The sequence below is a fragment of the Marinomonas sp. 63XJN7_9_ISO-PGPR-S23-217 genome, from assembly GCF_056173515.1.
In genome coordinates, this window is record NZ_CM149678.1 from 2,447,280 (window position 1) to 2,465,785 (window position 18,506).

15 protein-coding genes are annotated in these 18,506 nt (G+C 43.2%); 10 read left to right on the top strand and 5 right to left on the bottom strand.

From position 1 onward, the window contains the following. The first annotated feature begins 7 nt into the window (after positions 1-7). The 3 genes from istB (at position 8) to AC0VYI_RS11430 (ending at position 3,085) form a co-directional block, all read left to right on the top strand. On the top strand, positions 8-748 hold the full coding sequence (istB, locus tag AC0VYI_RS11420; protein ID WP_475443432.1) for an IS21-like element helper ATPase IstB: 741 nt from the start codon (positions 8-10) through the stop codon (positions 746-748). 128 nt (positions 749-876) lie between these two features. Then, complete coding sequence (locus AC0VYI_RS11425) at positions 877-1,773, top strand: competence protein CoiA family protein (protein WP_475449420.1); 897 nt, start codon at positions 877-879, stop codon at positions 1,771-1,773. Between the two features lie 289 nt (positions 1,774-2,062). Next, a complete protein-coding gene (locus tag AC0VYI_RS11430; RefSeq protein WP_475449421.1) occupies positions 2,063-3,085 on the top strand; it encodes a DUF2971 domain-containing protein in 1,023 nt (340 codons plus the stop codon). Between the two features lie 74 nt (positions 3,086-3,159). Here the strand turns inward: AC0VYI_RS11430 and AC0VYI_RS11435 are convergent, their stop codons facing one another. Then, positions 3,160-4,203 (bottom strand): IS630 family transposase, encoded by a 1,044-nt coding sequence (locus AC0VYI_RS11435; protein WP_475449423.1) that lies wholly within the window; start codon positions 4,201-4,203, stop codon positions 3,160-3,162. 470 nt (positions 4,204-4,673) lie between these two features. Here AC0VYI_RS11435 and AC0VYI_RS11440 point away from each other — a divergent pair, with 470 nt between their 5' ends. The 3 genes from AC0VYI_RS11440 to AC0VYI_RS11450 all read left to right on the top strand — a co-directional run bounded on the left by AC0VYI_RS11440 (position 4,674) and on the right by AC0VYI_RS11450 (position 9,711). Next, positions 4,674-6,866: an OsmC domain/YcaO domain-containing protein gene (locus AC0VYI_RS11440; protein WP_475449425.1), complete on the top strand. Its 2,193-nt coding sequence runs from the start codon at positions 4,674-4,676 to the stop codon at positions 6,864-6,866. Between the two features lie 228 nt (positions 6,867-7,094). Then, positions 7,095-9,050 (top strand): acetate--CoA ligase, encoded by a 1,956-nt coding sequence (gene acs, locus AC0VYI_RS11445; RefSeq protein ID WP_475449426.1) that lies wholly within the window; start codon positions 7,095-7,097, stop codon positions 9,048-9,050. A gap of 22 nt (positions 9,051-9,072) precedes the next feature. Further along, positions 9,073-9,711, top strand: coding sequence for a LuxR C-terminal-related transcriptional regulator (locus AC0VYI_RS11450; RefSeq protein WP_475449428.1), 639 nt, complete (start codon positions 9,073-9,075; stop codon positions 9,709-9,711). Positions 9,712-9,813: 102 nt separating this feature from the next. Here the strand turns inward: AC0VYI_RS11450 and AC0VYI_RS11455 are convergent, their stop codons facing one another. Beyond that, positions 9,814-13,281: a PAS domain-containing hybrid sensor histidine kinase/response regulator gene (locus AC0VYI_RS11455; protein WP_475449430.1), complete on the bottom strand. Its 3,468-nt coding sequence runs from the start codon at positions 13,279-13,281 to the stop codon at positions 9,814-9,816. Positions 13,282-13,560: 279 nt separating this feature from the next. Then, positions 13,561-14,124 carry an acetate uptake transporter gene (locus AC0VYI_RS11460; protein ID WP_475432263.1) on the bottom strand — a complete coding sequence of 188 codons (564 nt, stop codon included), beginning with the start codon at positions 14,122-14,124 and terminating at the stop codon, positions 13,561-13,563. Positions 14,125-14,399: 275 nt separating this feature from the next. Here AC0VYI_RS11460 and AC0VYI_RS11465 point away from each other — a divergent pair, with 275 nt between their 5' ends. From AC0VYI_RS11465 to AC0VYI_RS11475, 3 genes are all read left to right on the top strand, one after another. After that, the gene (locus tag AC0VYI_RS11465) at positions 14,400-14,894 is read left to right on the top strand and encodes a hypothetical protein (protein WP_475449432.1); all 495 of its coding nucleotides are present in this window, start codon (positions 14,400-14,402) and stop codon (positions 14,892-14,894) included. 183 nt (positions 14,895-15,077) lie between these two features. Then, positions 15,078-15,518: a LexA family protein gene (locus AC0VYI_RS11470; protein ID WP_233407797.1), complete on the top strand. Its 441-nt coding sequence runs from the start codon at positions 15,078-15,080 to the stop codon at positions 15,516-15,518. 109 nt (positions 15,519-15,627) lie between these two features. Continuing rightward, complete coding sequence (locus tag AC0VYI_RS11475; protein WP_475449434.1) at positions 15,628-15,900, top strand: hypothetical protein; 273 nt, start codon at positions 15,628-15,630, stop codon at positions 15,898-15,900. Positions 15,901-16,161: 261 nt separating this feature from the next. Here the strand turns inward: AC0VYI_RS11475 and AC0VYI_RS11480 are convergent, their stop codons facing one another. Next, the gene (locus AC0VYI_RS11480; RefSeq protein ID WP_475449436.1) at positions 16,162-16,377 is read right to left on the bottom strand and encodes a YjiS-like domain-containing protein; all 216 of its coding nucleotides are present in this window, start codon (positions 16,375-16,377) and stop codon (positions 16,162-16,164) included. Positions 16,378-17,097: 720 nt separating this feature from the next. Here AC0VYI_RS11480 and AC0VYI_RS11485 point away from each other — a divergent pair. Then, positions 17,098-17,652, top strand: a complete 555-nt coding sequence (locus AC0VYI_RS11485) for a YaeQ family protein (protein WP_475449438.1) — start codon at positions 17,098-17,100, stop codon at positions 17,650-17,652. Positions 17,653-17,670: 18 nt separating this feature from the next. Here the strand turns inward: AC0VYI_RS11485 and AC0VYI_RS11490 are convergent, their stop codons facing one another. Continuing rightward, entirely contained in the window at positions 17,671-18,414 is a 744-nt protein-coding gene (locus tag AC0VYI_RS11490; protein ID WP_475449440.1) for a dienelactone hydrolase family protein, read from the bottom strand. Positions 18,415-18,506: the final 92 nt, after the last annotated feature.

Sequence of the window (18,506 nt, forward strand, 5' to 3'; positions counted from 1 at the left end):
GAACAACATGAATCACCTGACTGAACAACTCAAAATGCTGCGACTGAGTCATGCCGTTACCGCGTTAGAACAACAACGAGAACAGTTAACCACCTATGGAGAACTGGACTTCGAGCAACGTCTCACACTGCTCCTTGACAGTGAGCTGCTAGGCAGAAATCATGGCAAAATCGAACGGCTCAAACGACAAGCAAAACTGCGCGTAGAAGCCAGCGCCAGCCAACTACTCTACAAAGAAGGGCGTGGACTAAAGCGCATCCAACTAGGAGAACTGTTGACAGGAGGTTACCTGCAAAAGCATCAAAATATCCTCATCACAGGCCCAACGGGCGCGGGCAAAACCTATGTTGCCTGCGCCCTTGCCTCACAGGCGTGCGAGCAACTTTATAGCGTTCGCTATCTGCGCCTGAGTCGACTGCTGGATGACCTCAGCCTTGGCCGCTTAGACGGCACCTATCAAAAACAACTTGCCGCCCTCGCCAAAAAGCAGCTGCTGATACTCGATGACTGGGGGATGGAAAAACTCAGTGCCGATCATGCAGGCCATTTATTAGAGCTTTTAGAAGATCGTTACCAAACCAGCAGCACGATCATGATCAGTCAACTGCCAGTGAAAGAGTGGTACAACATGATAGGCAATGCCACGGTTGCGGACGCTTTACTGGACCGTTTAATCCACAACAGTCACCGCATAGAACTAGGAGGAGAATCGATGAGAAAACTGGCGCAATCCGGACACATGGAGTAAAACTAGAGACTGAGAAAATGAAGAGAAAAAGGTGTCCGGATTAAAACGGTACCGGTGTCCGGAATCAGCGGAATATGCAGCCATGCTGGCATTATTTTTAGAAATAGGATTAGTTGATAGGTAATGTTATGAAGCTGGGTAACTTATTACCATTTGGTCAAGACATTGAAAGTGGCGAATTTGTTGATGTTGGAAATGTTCCGAATGGCGATAAATGCGGTTGTATCTGTCCTTCATGTAAAACCTTATTGACAGCTAGGCAGGGTAAAAAAAATGAATGGCATTTTGCGCACAAAGTTAAGAAATCTCATAATTCAACTAAGGTTCCTTGCGATTTCTCTTTTTACGTATCAGTAAGAATGATGATACGTCAAATTTCACAAGCAGGATTGGATTTAAAAATCCCTTTACTTACAGTTCCTTATCAAATTTACGATGAAAACAAGAAAAACATACTGCCAGATATTATGCATGTCGTTATAACGCAAGATATTAACCTTCAAAATATAAGGGTTGGTGAAAAATTCTCTGGAGTTGTAGTTGATGTTCTGGTTAGTGTAGGCGGTTATCCTTTCGTTATTTTTGTCAGTTACAAAGATAGACCTGTGCCTACTGAGCTATCTGATCCTAAAGAGACAAAAGCAGGGGTAATTGAGTTTGATGCTAAGGCATTACGAGAAGCGTTTCAGAAAACAAAAAATGGACAGTATTTAGAAGCTTTGAAACATTTCTTAAAAAATGAAGAGAAAGGGAAGTCGTGGGTTTACCATCCTAGATTTAAAGAAGTAGAGCAGAAAGCATTTATTCAGAGTGAGAATGCAAAAAAACAAAAAAAACTTGCTATACGAAAGGCTGGACCACCTAAAGACTGGGGAACGAGCAGGTCTTCATACTCAACAGCGTATGTTTTTAAAAACAGTATTTATCTATGTAACAACTGTAGCTGTAAATGGAAATCAAATGTTGCCGTTTGTCCTCAATGTGGTACAGAGGCAAGGCCTTTTAAGGAGTTTGGGGGCAAATGAAAAATAGATTAGTTTTTCATTTTCCCCCAAATGGTTTACAGTCTGAGGGATTAGTCTTAACTTAAAAGTCGAATTGCGCTAATAAAGTAGGTATTTAGGATCAAAATAGCAGCGAACCTAGCTCATCTGGCAAAAGATGCTCATATTAAGCTTGGTTTTCAGCGACAGAATATAACAGGGAGGTCACACCATAAAAAAGCAAATTCCCTATATAAAATACAGCCGTTCAACAGTGGGTTATAAGTGCAGCTGTATACCCCTTAATTGTTATGTTTCCGAGGATGGATAATTGATACTTTACAAATACTACGGATTTTCTGCTGGGCTATCAGCATTGAAGAGTTCTCAACTTGGATTTCGAGACCTCGTATCTTTTAATGATCCTTTTGAACTTTCATTCTTAGACAATGCGCAGGGCCCGGGCGTTAAACTAAATGATTTGGAAAATAAAATAAACGAATTAAAAAAATCGGTAGCGATTTTATCATTAACAAGAAGCCCATGTAATCCTTTAATGTGGGCCCATTATGGAGAAAATCATACTGGGTTTGTAATTGGCTATGATGTAGATACTCCTTTTCTAACAAGCGATGATTACAATCTTATACCTGTGGAACGTGGAGATGTCGTATATACAAACACCAAGACTATTCACAATCTGACCCCTCGATCAAGGGATCTACTTCATAAAGTGTATCTTGCATCCCAAGGGCTAGAGCCGGATGATTTGAATAGATCTGAGTTTGAAAATTTAGCTAGGAAAATATTTCTAACCAAACATGCGAGTTGGGTCTATGAAGAAGAAGTAAGAGTGGTTAAATCCTTCCTATCTATGTTTGAAACAATAGATGATTATTATTCAGATCCTATGAGGTGCTGGAATACTATTAGTAAGATCGTTGCCCCATCGATGGTATTAGAGCAAGTACCTGGTTTGAAAATCTATAGTTATAAAGTTGATATTAAAGAGGTGTATTTAGGAGTTAGAAATCCTCTGGTACAACGTCAAGCTGAAGTATCCACTGATATTGACGCTATAATTTCGAATAAGGCGGAAAAAGAAAAATGGAAGATATATTCCTTAAAGATGGCAAGTGGATCTTGGAACTTAGAAAGTGATAATCAAATATCCAGTATTTTTGACTTGAAGAAAAAGACGACGGGGCTACTGAATAATTTTTCTATGTCAGGCAAAGAAGCCTTGCTCTTGAAAGATAAATTGGCAAGAATTGAAGTTAATGGTAAGGATAATATTGAAATTACAAACTGGAACAACGAACTATATTTTCAAAAGAATCGAGAGTTTAAATAAACATAACAAAAAGCCAGCCGGATGCTTCGTACCGTTGCTTTTGGCGTTATTAACCCGGCGGAAATTTATATCTTCTATGCCGCATAACGGATTGAATTGTGCTTAAAGTACTTTTTGATTCGATTCGGGTTCTTCTGTAACCCTCTCATATGAGAGACCACTCTATCCTTTAAAACCTTTTCATTCTTTGGCGCATCACCTGTATGCACACCTGCCTTTAAATCACAGTTTAGATACTCATCTGGATTGAGTTCAGGTGAGTAGGCAGGTAAATAAAAGACTTCTATTTGCTCTTTGATTTTTGGCTTGGCTAACCACTCTTTTACTAATTTTGCATGATGTACTCGAAGATTATCGAGTATCAGAAATACCTTTTTCTTAGAGGTGGAGATCAATCGCTTCATAAAGCGAATGAGTACTTTTGCTGTCATGTTGTCAGCGTAGGTCATAAAGCGTACTGTTCCCTGGTTTGTGATAGTAGAAATCATATTGATTCGGCAATGCTTTGCTGGAATCACTTGGACTGGTGTCTTGCCTTTAGGAGCAAAACTTCGTCCATGCTGACTATCATTACGAAGGCCTGTTTCATCACCCCAATGTATCTCTGCCCCTTCCTTCTTGACCCTTTCCTTGATCGAGGGGTACTCTTCCTCAAGCCATTTGGACACTTTTCGAGAGTTTTGCTCATAGGCTTTTTTCAGTGGCTTTTGTGGGGTAAATCCCCAGCGTTTTAGATAGTCTCCAATGGTTCTAATGGGCATATCTTTTCCCCACAATTGCTTGATGAGCTGTTGGATCGCACGACGTGTCCACAAGGCAAAATTCAGCCTGCATTGATCAGGCATTTTATCGGTGATTTCTTGCTGAATTCGAGCTTCTTGTGCTTTGGTTAGACTGCCAAATGAGCCTTTTTCTCGACCACGTTTTTTATACTCAAAGCTTGCCTTTCCACGTTTTAAGTAGTCTCTATACCAACGGCCAACTGTGTCTACATGGACACCTGTCACCTCAGATATGTCTTTAAAAGAGAAGTCTTTTTCGCGCAGTCTGACAACTTGCTTTCGTAGCCTAGCGAGTTCTGGAGTGGTAAGTTTTCTTGTGTCTATTTTTTCGTTCATTCAGTGATTATACCAGATAATTTTAACCGCCGGGTTAATAATAAAACTCACGGCTTGTTTTCTTCATTGACCCCACCCGCATGTTGATCTAACATTCTCCTTGCACTGGCAAAATCCAGTGCAAGGAATCTCACCCCGTTTTAACCAAAGCGGCTTAAAACACGCACCGCGTGTTTTTTTGTGGCCGGAGTCCACCTGTTATGGTGGGTCTTTTTTGGGTCTAGCTTTTATTTCTTTGGTTACGAAAAACACCCCATCAAACACAAATGCCTTCTCGTCAGTGGTGTCAACGACATCCTACAAGACATCATTATTGAAAAATGGCTGTCAGATCATCTAATTTCCTTAAAAAGCCGATTTGATTTTACTCGGCCCCCATCTATCACGGATAATTCCCGCTAATGACTCACCCTAGCCGATAAACGGTGTTGGGTGAGCAACTCGTATACAAAAAGTGGAAACCCTGTTTAATGGAAATCAAAGTTAATTTTCTCGACAATTTGAGACTTGAAGCCAAGTTTGATGATTTTACCGTGATCACCGATCAGCCAATTCGCTACAAAGGGGATGGTTCTGCGCCAAGCCCATTTGATTACTTTTTAGCGTCATCGGCTCTGTGCGCGGCGTATTTCGTTAAGGTGTATTGCAAAGCGCGTGATATTTCGACGGATAATATCCGCTTGTCACAGAATAATATTGTCGATCCAGAAGACCGTTACAATCAGGTTTTCCAGATTCAGGTTGAGTTACCAGACGATATATCCGATAAAGATCGCCAAGGGATTTTACGTTCTATTGAGCGTTGTACCGTTAAGAAGGTGGTGCAAACAGGGCCAGAATTTAAGATTGAAACCGTTGCCAATCTGGATGCCGATGCCAACGCGATGTTAATGGGGCAGCCTGATGGCTCGTCCAACACCTTTATTCCTGGGAAAGACTTACCGCTAGAGCAAACTATTGCCAATATGACGGCGCTGCTGGCAGACCTTGGTATGAAGATTGAAATCTCATCATGGCGTAATATCGTGCCCAATGTGTGGTCGCTGCATATTCGTGATGCCGCATCGCCAATGTGTTTTACCAATGGTAAAGGGGCATCGAAAGAGAGTGCATTATGCTCGGCTCTTGGTGAATTTATCGAGCGTTTGAACAATAACTTTTTCTACAATGATCAATTCTTTGGGCTGGAAATCGCCAACAGCGAATTTGTCCATTACCCCAATGAAAAATGGTTTGCACTAACCGATGATGACTCTCTGCCAGAAGGCATCTTAGATGATTACTGTCTGGACATTTATAACCCAGATGACGAACTGCGTGGTTCCCATTTAATCGATACTAATTCAGGTAATAAAGAGCGTGGTATTTGTGCCATTCCCTATACACGCCAGTCTGATGGCGAAACGGTGTATTTCCCGTCAAACCTGATCGAAAACTTGTTTTTAAGCAATGGCATGAGCGCAGGTAATAACCAACAAGAAGCACAAGTACAATGTTTGTCGGAGATTTTAGAGCGTGCCGTTAAACGCCAAATTATCGAAGACGAAATTGTCTTGCCTGATGTGCCTATGGAAGTCTTGGCGAAATACCCAAGTATCCTGGCAGGAATTCAGGCTCTGGAGGAGCAAGGCTTTCCCATCCTAGTGAAAGACGCTTCCCTGGGGGGGCAATTCCCGGTAATGAATGTGACGCTGATGAATCCTAAAACGGGTGGTGTCTTTGCCTCGTTTGGGGCTCACCCAAGTTTTGAAGTGGCTTTGGAGCGTAGCCTAACGGAATTAATGCAAGGTCGTAGTTTTGAAGGCTTGAACGATGTACCTAAACCCACATTCAACAGCATGGCGGTGAGTGAACCAGAAAACTTTGTTGAACACTTTATCGATTCTACTGGTGTGATCTCTTGGCGTTTCTTCAGTGATAAGCAGGATTACGAGTTCTGTGAGTGGGATTTCTCTGGCACCAGTGAGGAAGAGGCCAGTGCACTGTTTGGTATTTTGGAAGGCTTAGGCAAAGAGGTGTATGTCGCAGAACTCAGTGACTTAGGTTCGTCCGCTTGCCGTATTTTGGTTCCAGATTATTCTGAAGTGTATCCAGTGGAAGATTTAGTCTGGGATAATACCAATAAGGCTTTGGATTATCGTGAAGATATTCTCAATCTGCATTCGTTAAGTGACAAACAGCTTGCCGACTTAGTGACGCGTTTAGAAGACAGTCAGCTCGATAACTACACCGACATTGCTACGCTGATTGGTATTGTGTTTGATGACAATACGGTGTGGGGCCAGTTAACCATCATTGAACTGAAGATACTGATTTATTTGGCCCTGGGTGAACACGAAGAGGCGTTAGAGCTAGTTGGTGAGTATCTACAATTTAATGACAACACCGTAAAACGCGGCCTCTTCTATCAAGCCATGAATTGCGTGTTAGAAGTGACGTTAGACGATGAGTTAGCGTTGGAAGACTTTATGCATAGTTTTAATCGCATGTTTGGCAAAGAGGTGATGGAAAACGTCGTAGGTTCCGTGACGGGGGAGGTGCGTTTTTATGGCCTCACAAAAACCAGCATGCAGCTTGAAGGTATCGAGCCTCATTTACGCTTGATTGAAAGCTATAAAAAACTTCATCAAGCCCGCCAAGCGAACGTTGGAACGTCATCGTAGCGATAGGGTCGATTAAATAGCTTTGTGTACAAAAAGCGTTTCAAATGAGACGCTTTTTTTGTGTGCTGGTGAAATATTGACTTAGATCGCATCAAAGTAGAGGATGTATGGGACACTCAATTATGTAAACAGCTAAGGCTCTAAGACTAAAGTTTAATAGACCTTCTCTTTTTATTGACTATAGTTGCTCTTAGCATCCTCAAAACAACTTTAATAATGGAGCGGATCATGGAGTCATTGTCACCATCGCATTCAGTCGTAAAGAACGCAAACATCAGTGAGTCGGAGTTTAACACTCGCTATCAAGAGTCAGTACAGAACCCAGATGCGTTCTGGGCAAAAGAAGGCCAACGTCTAGATTGGTTTACTCCCTACACCAAAGTAAAAAATACCTCCTTCGCACGTGGCAACGTGAGCATCAAATGGTTTGAAGACGGCGAGTTAAACGCGGCTTACAACTGTATTGATCGTCATTTGGAAAAACATGCTAATAAAATCGCCTACTATCTAGAAGGGGATGGCGAAAATGCCGATAAGAGCGCCATTACCTATCAAACATTACATGATGAAGTGGGTCGACTTGCTAATGTGTTGAAACGTCAAGGCATTAAAAAAGGTGATCGAGTGGCCATTTATATGCCGATGATTCCACAGGCCGTTTATAGTATGTTGGCTTGTGCCCGTATTGGGGCGATTCACTCCGTTATTTTTGGTGGCTTTTCAGCCAACGCCATTGCGGATCGCTTGAATGACAGTAGCGTTAAATTGGTAATGACGTCAGATGAAGGCCGCCGTGCAGGCAATACTATACCTCTTAAGCATAATGTCGATGCCGCTCTTGAGAACAATAAATGCCCTTCGGTTGAGTGTGTTCTGGTTTATCGTTATACCCAAAAAGACGTGCCTTGGGTGGAAGGGCGCGATTTGGATTGGGCCGCAGAAGTAGCAAAAGAGTCGACCTTATGTCCGGCTGAACCTATGAATGCGGAAGATCCTTTGTTTATTCTGTATACATCCGGTTCAACGGGTAAACCAAAGGGCGTCGTACACACCACGGGCGGCTATTTGGTGTACGCCTCTTTAACCCATGAGGTCGCCTTTGACCTAAAACCAGATGATGTCTATTGGTGTGCTGCGGATGTTGGTTGGATTACCGGACACAGTTATATGGTTTACGGCCCACTTGTTAACGGAGCAACCAGCGTCTTGTTTGAAGGGGTGCCCACTTACCCTGATTCTGGTCGCATTGGTCGTGTCGTGGATAAATACCAGGTGTCGCTTCTTTACACGGCGCCAACGGCCATTCGTGCCTTGATGGCAAAAGGGGATGAGCCAATCAGCAGCAGCCGACGTGATTCGTTACGTGTATTGGGCAGTGTGGGTGAGCCAATTAACCCTGAAGCTTGGTCTTGGTATTTCACTCAGTTTGGTAAGAGCAATTGTCCGATTGTAGATACTTGGTGGCAAACGGAGACTGGTGGCATGATGATGACCCCCCGTGTTGTACAGACCAATGCGAAGCCTGGGTCATGTACTGGGCCTTTGTTTGGCGTTCAGCCTGCTCTTGTCGATGCTCAAGGTGAATTACAGCAAGGCAATGGACCTGCTGAAGGCGGCTTAGTTATTGTCGATTCTTGGCCTGGTCAAGCGCGTACTGTGTATGGTGATCATGAGCGTTTTGAACAGACCTATTTCAGCACTTTTGAAGGCATGTATTTCACTGGTGATGGTGCTTCCCGGGATGAAGATGGTCACTATTGGATTACTGGTCGCATGGACGATGTATTGAATGTCTCTGGCCATCGTCTTGGTACCGCTGAGATAGAAAGTGCGCTGGTTGCTCATCCATCGGTTGCAGAAGCCGCATTGGTTGGTTATCCACACGACATCAAAGGGCAGGGTATTTATGTGTACGTGACCTTGGTAGACGGTGTTCAGCCAAGTGATGATTTGATGAAAGAGCTCAAGCAGTTTGTGCGTAGTGAGATTGGTCCTATTGCCACGCCTGATTTGATTCAGTGGGCGAACAAAGGGTTACCAAAAACTCGTTCAGGCAAAATTATGCGCCGTATTTTGCGTAAGATTGCGGCCAATGAACAGGATCAATTAGGAGACACAAGTACCTTGGCGGACCCAAGTGTAGTTGATGATTTAATCGATAACCGTTTAAATATGAAATCCTAATAACCTTTTACAAGGATTGTGAGTGATTTCACTTATTATCGCAGATGATCATCCTCTGTTCCGAAGCGCACTAAGTGGTGCGCTTCGTGCAGAAATAAACGGTATTACCATAGAAGAAGCAGACGACTTGGATTCGACATTGCGCTGTTTAAGCGAGATGGAGGAGGTCGATCTGCTTTTGTTGGATTTAAAGATGCCTGGCAGCGGCGAGCTGTTTGGCTTGATACGTATTCGTACCGATTTTCCTGATGTGCCTGTGGCGGTGATTTCTGGTAGCGACGATAGCGCAATGGTCGCGCAAGTTATCGAAGCTGGTGCGTTGGGGTTTATTCCCAAAACCAGTGAACCTGTGGTTTATAGCCGTGCGATTCACGCCATTTTAGCGGGCGATATTTGGCTGCCTGATTATCTACAATCTGCATTACAAGACCAACCCACCCCGGATTTGAGCATGCAACATCGAGTGGCAGAGCTTACTCCCCAGCAATATAAGGTGCTTTGTTATCTTCATGAAGGGCTGCTCAATAAGCAAATTGCCCATGAATTATCCATATCCGAAGCGACGGTAAAAGCCCACATTACGGCTATTTTTCGCAAGCTTGAGATTAATAATCGTACACAAGCGGTGCTGGTGGCCAGTGAGCTAAAGCTGCAGATGTGATGCGTAACCTAGATTTGATGTGTTATGTAGGCTGATAAGGGCTTATTCATTGAGCTTGCTCACTGTTTTGTATTATATAGGGTTATCAATAGCTTCAAGGACTTAAACAAAGGTGTTTGCTTGGCTCTCTCTTTGTTTATGGATGTGTTGAATCAGGGCGCGTAATTTTGCTGGTTTAGCCGGCTTAGCCATATAGATCACGTTATTCTCTTTACAGTGATCCACAAGCTCTGGTTCTCGCTGTGCTGTGATGAGTACCGCAGGGATATCCCTATTGGCCTTGTGGCGTAGCTCACGAATAAGCGATAAGCCGTCTTGCCCCTGTTCCAGTTGATAATCGACTAACAATAGTTCTGCTTCTCCTTCTGCTTGTCTGGCATCCGCCGCACTTTTAAAGGTTTGGCAGTCACATTGCCAGTGACTTAATAAAGAGGTCATCGCTGTGAGGTTATTTGGATCGTCGTCGATGCACCAGACGTAACAGTGGGCGAGATGAAGAGGCTTGTCTGTCGATGTTAAGGGCGGGTTAAGGGCGCTTTTCTGTTTATGGATGGCAAGAGGAATGCGAATCGAAAAACAGCTGCCTTTTGTTGGAGTAGAGCGTAACTGAGTTTCTAGACCTAATTTACTTTGCAGGCGTCGAACTAGGCCCAACCCTAACCCCATCCCTTGTTCTTTGGTGTTTTCCCAACGATAAAAATCGTCAAACACTTTTTTCTGTTCCGACTCTGGAATACCAATACCTGTGTCCCATACTTGCAGTAATACATAATCTTTTCGCTTACGTGTGCATAAAAGAATTCGTCCTTTGGCGGTGTATTTTACGGCATTGGAGACAAAGTTCTGAATGATACGGCGTAGGTAAATCGGATCGCTATGGACATGTAAGGGTAAAATACGAGTGGATAAGGTGAGGGATTTATTGTCAGCAATGACACCAAACTCCGCAATAATAGGTGATAAGAGTTCTTCTAAATCACAATCGACTAAATTGGGTTTAATAGCCCCTTGATCTAAGCGTGCGATTTCCAATAGGGTAGAAATAAGGGATTCAGTCGATTCGAGGGAGTCGGATAATTTATCAACAACGTTTGCAGTATTGGCAGCCAATTCGCTGGATTGCAACACCCCCATATAGAGTTTTGCTGCGTTTAACGGTTGGAGAATATCGTGACTGGCAAGGGCTAAGAATTCGGTTTTCGAGGCGTTAGCATGCTCGGCTTCCGCTTTGGCTTTTATCAAGGCTTTTTCCGCGATATTACGACGTTCTATCTCTTCCATTAAGGCTTGGTTGATGCCCTGTACTTCTACTGTACGAGCTTTAACACGTTTTTCTAGATCGATATTGGCTTCTTTAAGGGCTTGCTGACTTTCAATGTGCTCCGTGACATCGGTAAAACTGGTGACAAAGCCACCGCCAGGCAGCGGGTTTCCGACCATTTCAATCACTTGTCCATTGGCTCGGCGTCGTAAAAAACGATGGGCGCAGCCTTTGCGTAAATAGCCTAAACGTTTGTTGACCAGATCTTCCACTTCGCCTACGCCACATTCTCCGCGCTCAGCATTATGGCGAATCAAGTTTTCAACGGGTAAGCCAATTTTCAACAGACCTTCTGGATAAGGGTAAAGTGTTAAGTAGGTTTTGTTCCAAGCCACCATGCGTAATTCTTTGTCGATCACACTGATGCCGTGGTCTAAATTGTCCATCGAAATAAACAATAAATTTTGATTAAACTGGATCGCCTGAGTGGTTTCATCTAGGTAGGTTACCATTTCTTCTACCTTGATACGCTTATCCACTAAGACCGAATTAATGATGGTCCTTGCCGATGAACCACCTAGAACGCCGCCTAAAATACGCTCGCAATAATCGATAAAATGGCTATCAGGGGGCATATTGGCAGAAAGGTGGTGAGCGTGCTCAGTTTCAAAAGTATTTAAGACTTGTTGGCATTTTTGGGCACCTAAGAAGGTTTCCAACAGGACAAAAAGGTCACTGTTTAGGGCTTTGCTTTTAGGTTTGAAAAAACGATGCTCAATCTCCGCAGTGGGGCTGACAAAAGCGGTGGCTTGTATCCGATCAATTAAACGCTCTGTCGATAAGAGAGAGCCGACGATATACCCTATGATATTGACGATTAAACTAATAAAAGCCCCATGGCTGAGCAACATGGACCAAGATTTTTCGTCATGTAATGTCCAGTTCATGTTGCCTGTGAGAGGCATCATGAGTAATAAGCTCCAGCATAAAAAGCCCAGCGTTAAACCTGTGTAGACTCCGTATGCATGACCCCGCTTCCAATAGAGTCCTCCGATGACCGAAGGGAGTAATTGCAGTACTAAAGAAAAAGCAATTAAGCCAATTCCCGCCAGAGATTCGCTGTTTGCCATTTTCTGATAATACAGAAAGGACAGGGTTAAAATCCCCATCATGGCGAGGCGTCGAATGATTAAAATGCGACGCCTATAAAAGGGTAAGGCTTGTTGGGCGTTGCTGCGTGCCAGCATTAAAGGCAGCACCACATCGTTACTGATCATGATGCTTAAGGCAAAGGTTGAAATAATGACCATCGCAGTGGTAGCAGACATGCCACCCAGAAAAATCAGCATTTTCAGGGGTAAATTATCCGATGCCAGAGCGAATTGAATCACATAGGTGTCGGCATTGATGTCACTTGAGAATAAACTTTGTCCAGCAATCGCAATAGGGGGAATAATCAGCGCAAACATTAATAAATACAAAGGAAAAAGCAGACGTGCCATATTGGATTGGCGCTTATTCTGATGGTCGACTACCGTGACATGGAATTGTCTTGGTAAGCAAATCACCGCTGCAGCAGACATAAGGGTCTGCATCACAAAAGAAAAAGAAATAAGCTGATTCGAGTGCCATGCACTTAGGTCGAGGGTGATAGGGTTTAACTCTGGCAGGTTTTTTCTCATTGCGACGACGGCCACGACCCCCACACCAACAATCGCAATCAGTTTAAACAGAGACTCCGCCCCTATGGCCAGCATCATACCAGAGCGATACTCGGTCACTTCCACTTTCCGGGTGCCAAATAACATCGCAAATCCGCCAATCAAGATGGTTGCGATCAATACCACAAGGTTCGCTGAAGGCTCATCCTGATTGACAAATAAAGCGAAGTTAGAGCCCAGTGCTTTGAGTTGCAAAGCGATGTAAGGAATGATGGCCACCATGGCAATTAAAATCACCAGAGGTGCCGTTAATGGCCGTTTACCATAGCGAGAAGAGATAAAATCGACAATGGAGGTGATATTCTGCTTGTGACTGACGGCAATCATCTTGCGGATAAACGGAAAGGCAAACAAGTACAGCAAAATAGGACCAAGTAGAACGGGTAAGTAATTCCAACCAGACCGAGAGGCTTCGCCAACCGCGCCGTAAAAGGTCCAAGCCGTACAGTAAATCGCCAGTGACAGGCTGTAAACAACGGGGTGTCGAGTCAGCTTCTTCGCGGTTGGGCTTTCCTTATCTCCCCATAGAGCGATCCAATATAAACCCAGAATATAAAGTATGGCTAATAGGGCCCAAAAAAGCGTCATCGATTACATTACCTGTGCTAAGACTTATTATGATAATTTGCCAATGTAACATAGCTTATTCCAGAATCCTCTACGACTTAGGTCGAGATTCATCTCGACAATGACCCTTGACTAAAGTCCAGTCTATAAAAGTTCTAAGGTTTGGTAGGTTGTGCTTTAGCGCGATGTGGTTTGTTGTCGGGATAAATCTTGACTTTGTATGATGATCTTTAGAAAGCAATGCTCACATGGGAATGTGAGCATTAGAGAAGGCGTAATGTCAGAAAGTGTGTTGACCGACTACTTTTGGTAGATCTCATCCCAAATTTGGGACATCCCTGCATACACTGCAGACGCTCCACAGATAAGTCCTTCATAGCCTGCTAAATGCGCAATAGTCGCACTTCCTGTGTAATCACCCAGTGCGAGTAGGAAAAACAGAACGGTTAAGGTAGCGAAGACGACTTGCAGAGATTTGCTTAATCGCAGGGTGCCAATAAATAGACCGCCTGTAAACACGCCCCACAGAATAAGATAGGCGACCATTGATAAGCCTTTGGGCCCATCAGACAGCCCCATTTTGGGTAAAGTGATTAAGGCAACTAAGGTTAGCCAGAAAAAACCGTAAGAGATAAAAGCAGTGGTACCAAAGGTATTGCCTTTTTTCCATTCCATAATGCCAGCAATCACTTGAGCCAAGCCGCCATAGAAAATCCCCATGGCCAGTATCATTGAGCCTAAGGGAAACAAACCAGAGTTATGTAAGTTCAACAAGATGGTTGTCATACCAAAAGCAAGCAATCCCAATGGGGCTGGATTGGCTGACAAATCGACATTTTTGATTGAAGACGTGACGTTTTCCATAGATACCTTCTTATTATATTTATTTTAGTGATTGTATTTTTACCCAAAAACGTTTTAGCACCACAATCAGCTTTCGGAATCTAACGTATTTCCGATGCCTGATGTTGGCGTCTGATCTATAGTGTCTGGTTTCAGATCATTCGTCAGTTCGACTTTAGTCGTATACAAGCTGACTGGTATATCATGACGAAGGGGGAGCTAGTCTTAGTGATTGCTATTAGTGTTTTTTATGATCATTCTAGTGGCTACTAATAACAGGTTGGGAGTATGTGTTAATGCTTGGTCGATCAATCTTCTGTGTGTTGCTAACGTGTTGTTTATCTGCTTGCGCTGTTCAAGATGTATACCCTAATGCCCGTGATCCGATTGATGTAAGCCAGGTGAAGGTCTTTAAACAGGCGCCGGATTTTTCTTATGAAGTCATTGGCATGATTAGCTCACCTGCCTTTGATACCTTTGATCGACAGACCATTGTAGCGAGTGCCATCCATGGGTTGAAAAGAAGAGCCGCCGCACTGGGGGCAAATGGTGTCATTATTGGCAATACTGAGATGTTTTTAGCATCCTATATGCGAAGCCATACTGGTACCTATTTTTTTAGAGGTATGCCTTGGATGGGAGGAATGAATTATAGGCATAGATTTTACGGTTGCTGTGGATTCTATGGTTGTGATGGATTTTATGGCTGCGACGGTTTTCCACCTGTGCAATTAAGCGGCGAAGCAATTTTTTATCCTAAGAAAAAAGGTTCTCTTAAAAATGATGAGTAAAGAAGGGGGGAGCCTTTTTAACGACTTAATGGCGTGTTTATCACCTTTTCGACGATGTTTAGGCTGAGAACACAGAATGGTATTTTTGCAAATAGGATCTTTGTGTGAAAGAGGGTCTTTGTGATGAAAAAAATTCGCTTGGCTATTCTCTATGACAAACCTTATTCTGGAAAAATATAAAGTATGAGTGATGCTGTTATGCGTGTATCTTATCTTGGCTCTTCTGAATCAGCTTCCGTCCTTGCTATGAGCAGGGCACAAGCGTTGGTTCATTCTCAGTTCTCCTTCGTTGATGAATCCGTTATGCAAACAACGAGTCCACATTCAATGACCATCTTCTTTGTGCGTGCTCAAGGCAGTGCAATGAAAGAATTTGGCATTCAATCGGGCGATATTTTAGTAGTGGATCGATCTTTAACCGCTCGCAGTGGGGATATTGTTCTGGCGCGTGTGAATGGTGAAATAACGGTACATACCCTCATGTTACAACCCGATGTATTGTTGCGCCCCAAAAATAAGGCTTACCCAGCGGCGGCATCCATGAAAGTATCTGGGTTGGATGTTTTAGGAGTGGTTGTTAATGTGATTCATCAGTCGACAGTAGAAGAAAAAGCAGAATTATAATGATAGGACTTAGCTCTCTTTCCTAGAGAATATTCTGATACATCTGTTTCTAAAAAGATGGTTTTCGGATAGGTCTTTGCTGGATGGTAGTTTATGTTTGAGGTTAGTCATGGAAGAGATTGTCAGTAAGTCAATGTGCCGATTAGAGAGGGCGGTTGAGTTACTAAAAAATGGTCAGTTGGATCGATGCGAATTTAGGCGGTCGACGAATGATATCGCTTATTTAAACTTGGTCGTAATATCAAGCCATGGTGAGCAGCAGGAATATATTATCGAAAATGATCAGGGAGGTTGTTTGAATATTCTAGAATACGACCAAGCGGTTAGTGTGGCCTTGAAAATTGGCTTTGTACCTGAGCAAATAAAAATTAATTTATTATAGTCACGTTTCTTCATATTGAATGCCTTAGATCGTCAGGCATTCAATAAAAAATCCCGACCTGTTACCTTTTGCTTTTTAATATGAAAGACAGAAGGTAACTGATCGGGATTTTTTTAGCCCATAGGGGCCGTTGAGAACCAATAAAAAGCACTAACTAATTAAGGCTTATCTTTGCCTTTTATTATGCGGTTTTCTATTGTTTCCCTGTCGTTGTTTACCGTCCTGCCGCCGCCTTGTTGTTACGGTAGCAGGACGATCTAATCAACTATGACTCGAGTGTTTCCCCGGCGGCTCTTGAATAAGCTCGTTTGTTTCTTGATTGACGTCTTTTGAGCCAGACAATGGACGAATTTGGCCATTTTCACGGTGAAAACCAATATCTTTTAGAAAGTGGTCATCGAGATGGCGAAACGCTTGTTTGGTTCTACGAGCTTCTAAGTAGTCTTTTGCTAGGTTAAATAGGTCGATGATACTCATTCTAATTCTCCAAAAAATAATATTTTGGCGGAATTTACGAGGTTTAATATTTGCCTAGAGATATAGACCGCGTAAATTCCGCGGTCAATGTGATATTACATAGACATTGAACGCGTAGGGTGCAAAGCTTGCTCATTATTACGAAGCAAACGAGGTGCAACTGAAGACGAAACGTTATTACGTTTGGCGTTCATCATCATTGCGTCCTCCATTTCTACGTATTAATTCAACAAGTTATGCGAAAAACGTTAACAGTATCGGGTTTCTCGATTGACTGTTGAGGAAGTAAAATGATTATGGTTAGTAATGATCATAATAACTTCCTCCGTTTATTGCGTTAAATTCTATGTAATGTTTGATATTCTATTTAGCCTGAAAATCCATATTTATTTTAGGGCTAAATAGAATAAAACCTATTACGCCTTAATCTTTGCTTTATGTCAAATAAAAATAAATAAATAACTGAAAAAAATTTAAGGTGCGTTATGTCTTAATGGGCAATACTCCAGAAGCCTTGGGTTTAGACGACTTATTCATATATTTATTGACCATTTGGTCAGAAATATTGCGCCTCATTTTCATGGTGTTGTTTGTGAGTAATTTACCGGAATAGCATCATTTGCTGTACAATACGCGCATCTTTATATTGGCAGAGCAGTGTTGATCCTCTCAGGTGTTCTGTTCTTGTCTATTTCCACTTTTAGCAGTAAGTGAACAAGCATGGCAATCAAAGCAACGGTGTATAAAGCCTCTCTCCAAGTGTCCGATATGGACCGTCAACATTACCAAAGTTATGACTTAACCTTAGCGCTGCATCCTTCCGAAACAGAAGAGCGCATGATGGTACGTTTGGTCACCTTTGCATTATTGGCTGATGAAAAGGAAGGAGCGGAGCAGTTAAGTTTTACGAAGGGAATTAGCACGGAAGATGAACCGGATCTGTGGCAGAAGAATTTTTCAGACGACATTTTAATGTGGATAGAATTAGGCCAGCCAGATGAGAAACGCCTGCGCAAGGCCTGTGGTCGTGCTCAGCAAGTGGTGGTCGTGAACTATAACGATAAGTCTGATATTTGGTGGGAACAGAATAAAGGTAAAAACAGTCGGTTTGATAATCTACGAGTATTGCAATTTGCCGAGTCGCAAGTGCAAAAGCTGGCAGCCTTATGTACCCGCTCTATGCAATTAAACGTGACGGTGCAAGATGGTGATATGTGGGTTTCTAGTGATGTAGGTGAATGCACCCTGCGCCCAGTATGGCGAGGCGGGCAATAAGCCGACCTCGCGTCTTGATTAGGCTTTGTGCAGGGCTCTTTGAAATAAGGCTATCGCTTTTGTATAGCATTCCAGAGCCAGAGCGGGATCATAGCGATCCCCTTCGTCGCGCATAAAGGCGTGCTGAGCATTAAATTCATGCCAGCTAAATAAGCGATTGGTATCGATCAATTGTTGATAAATTTTCTGCCGACCTTCGGTGGGCACGTGAGGGTCTTGCTTGCCCCACACCATGACAATTTCCCCTTGAATCTCGCCTGTGCGAGTGAAAGAGTCATTACCTTCACCACAAGGGATGGTATTCGAGTGGATGTCTGTTGCATACAGGCAGAAGGTCGCTTGTATTCGCGGATTAAGCGCGGCGCGGTAGGCAAGGTGGCCACCTAAGCACACGCCCATGCTGCCAAACTGTCCGGTGCAATACTCTGCTTTAGCAAAAAAGTCTAAGATAGCAACGGTGTCGCTATCGTGAGATTCTAGAGGCTTGGTAAACTTATCAGCATTACCTTTATCTTTGCCTTGATCATCGTAACCCAATACGGTGCCAATTGGGTTTAGTTCATGAAAGACTTCCGGCACGATAACCACGAAACCATGGCCTGCCATCATCGCGGCAGAACGAGCAATGGGGGCTGTTTGCTGGAAAATTTCAGAGTAAAAGATAATACAAGGGAATCTTCCATCCCCTTGAGGTCGATAGACAGTGCTGCGCATGGTTCCTGTCGGCGTGTTAAGATCAACATCGTGTTTTTGAATGATCATGAAATTCCTTACGAAAAGTCGTGTTTGAATAGCCCAAGATGGCACTATGATATTCGAGCGAGCGAGGATGGGCCAGAAATACTCAGTCAGTT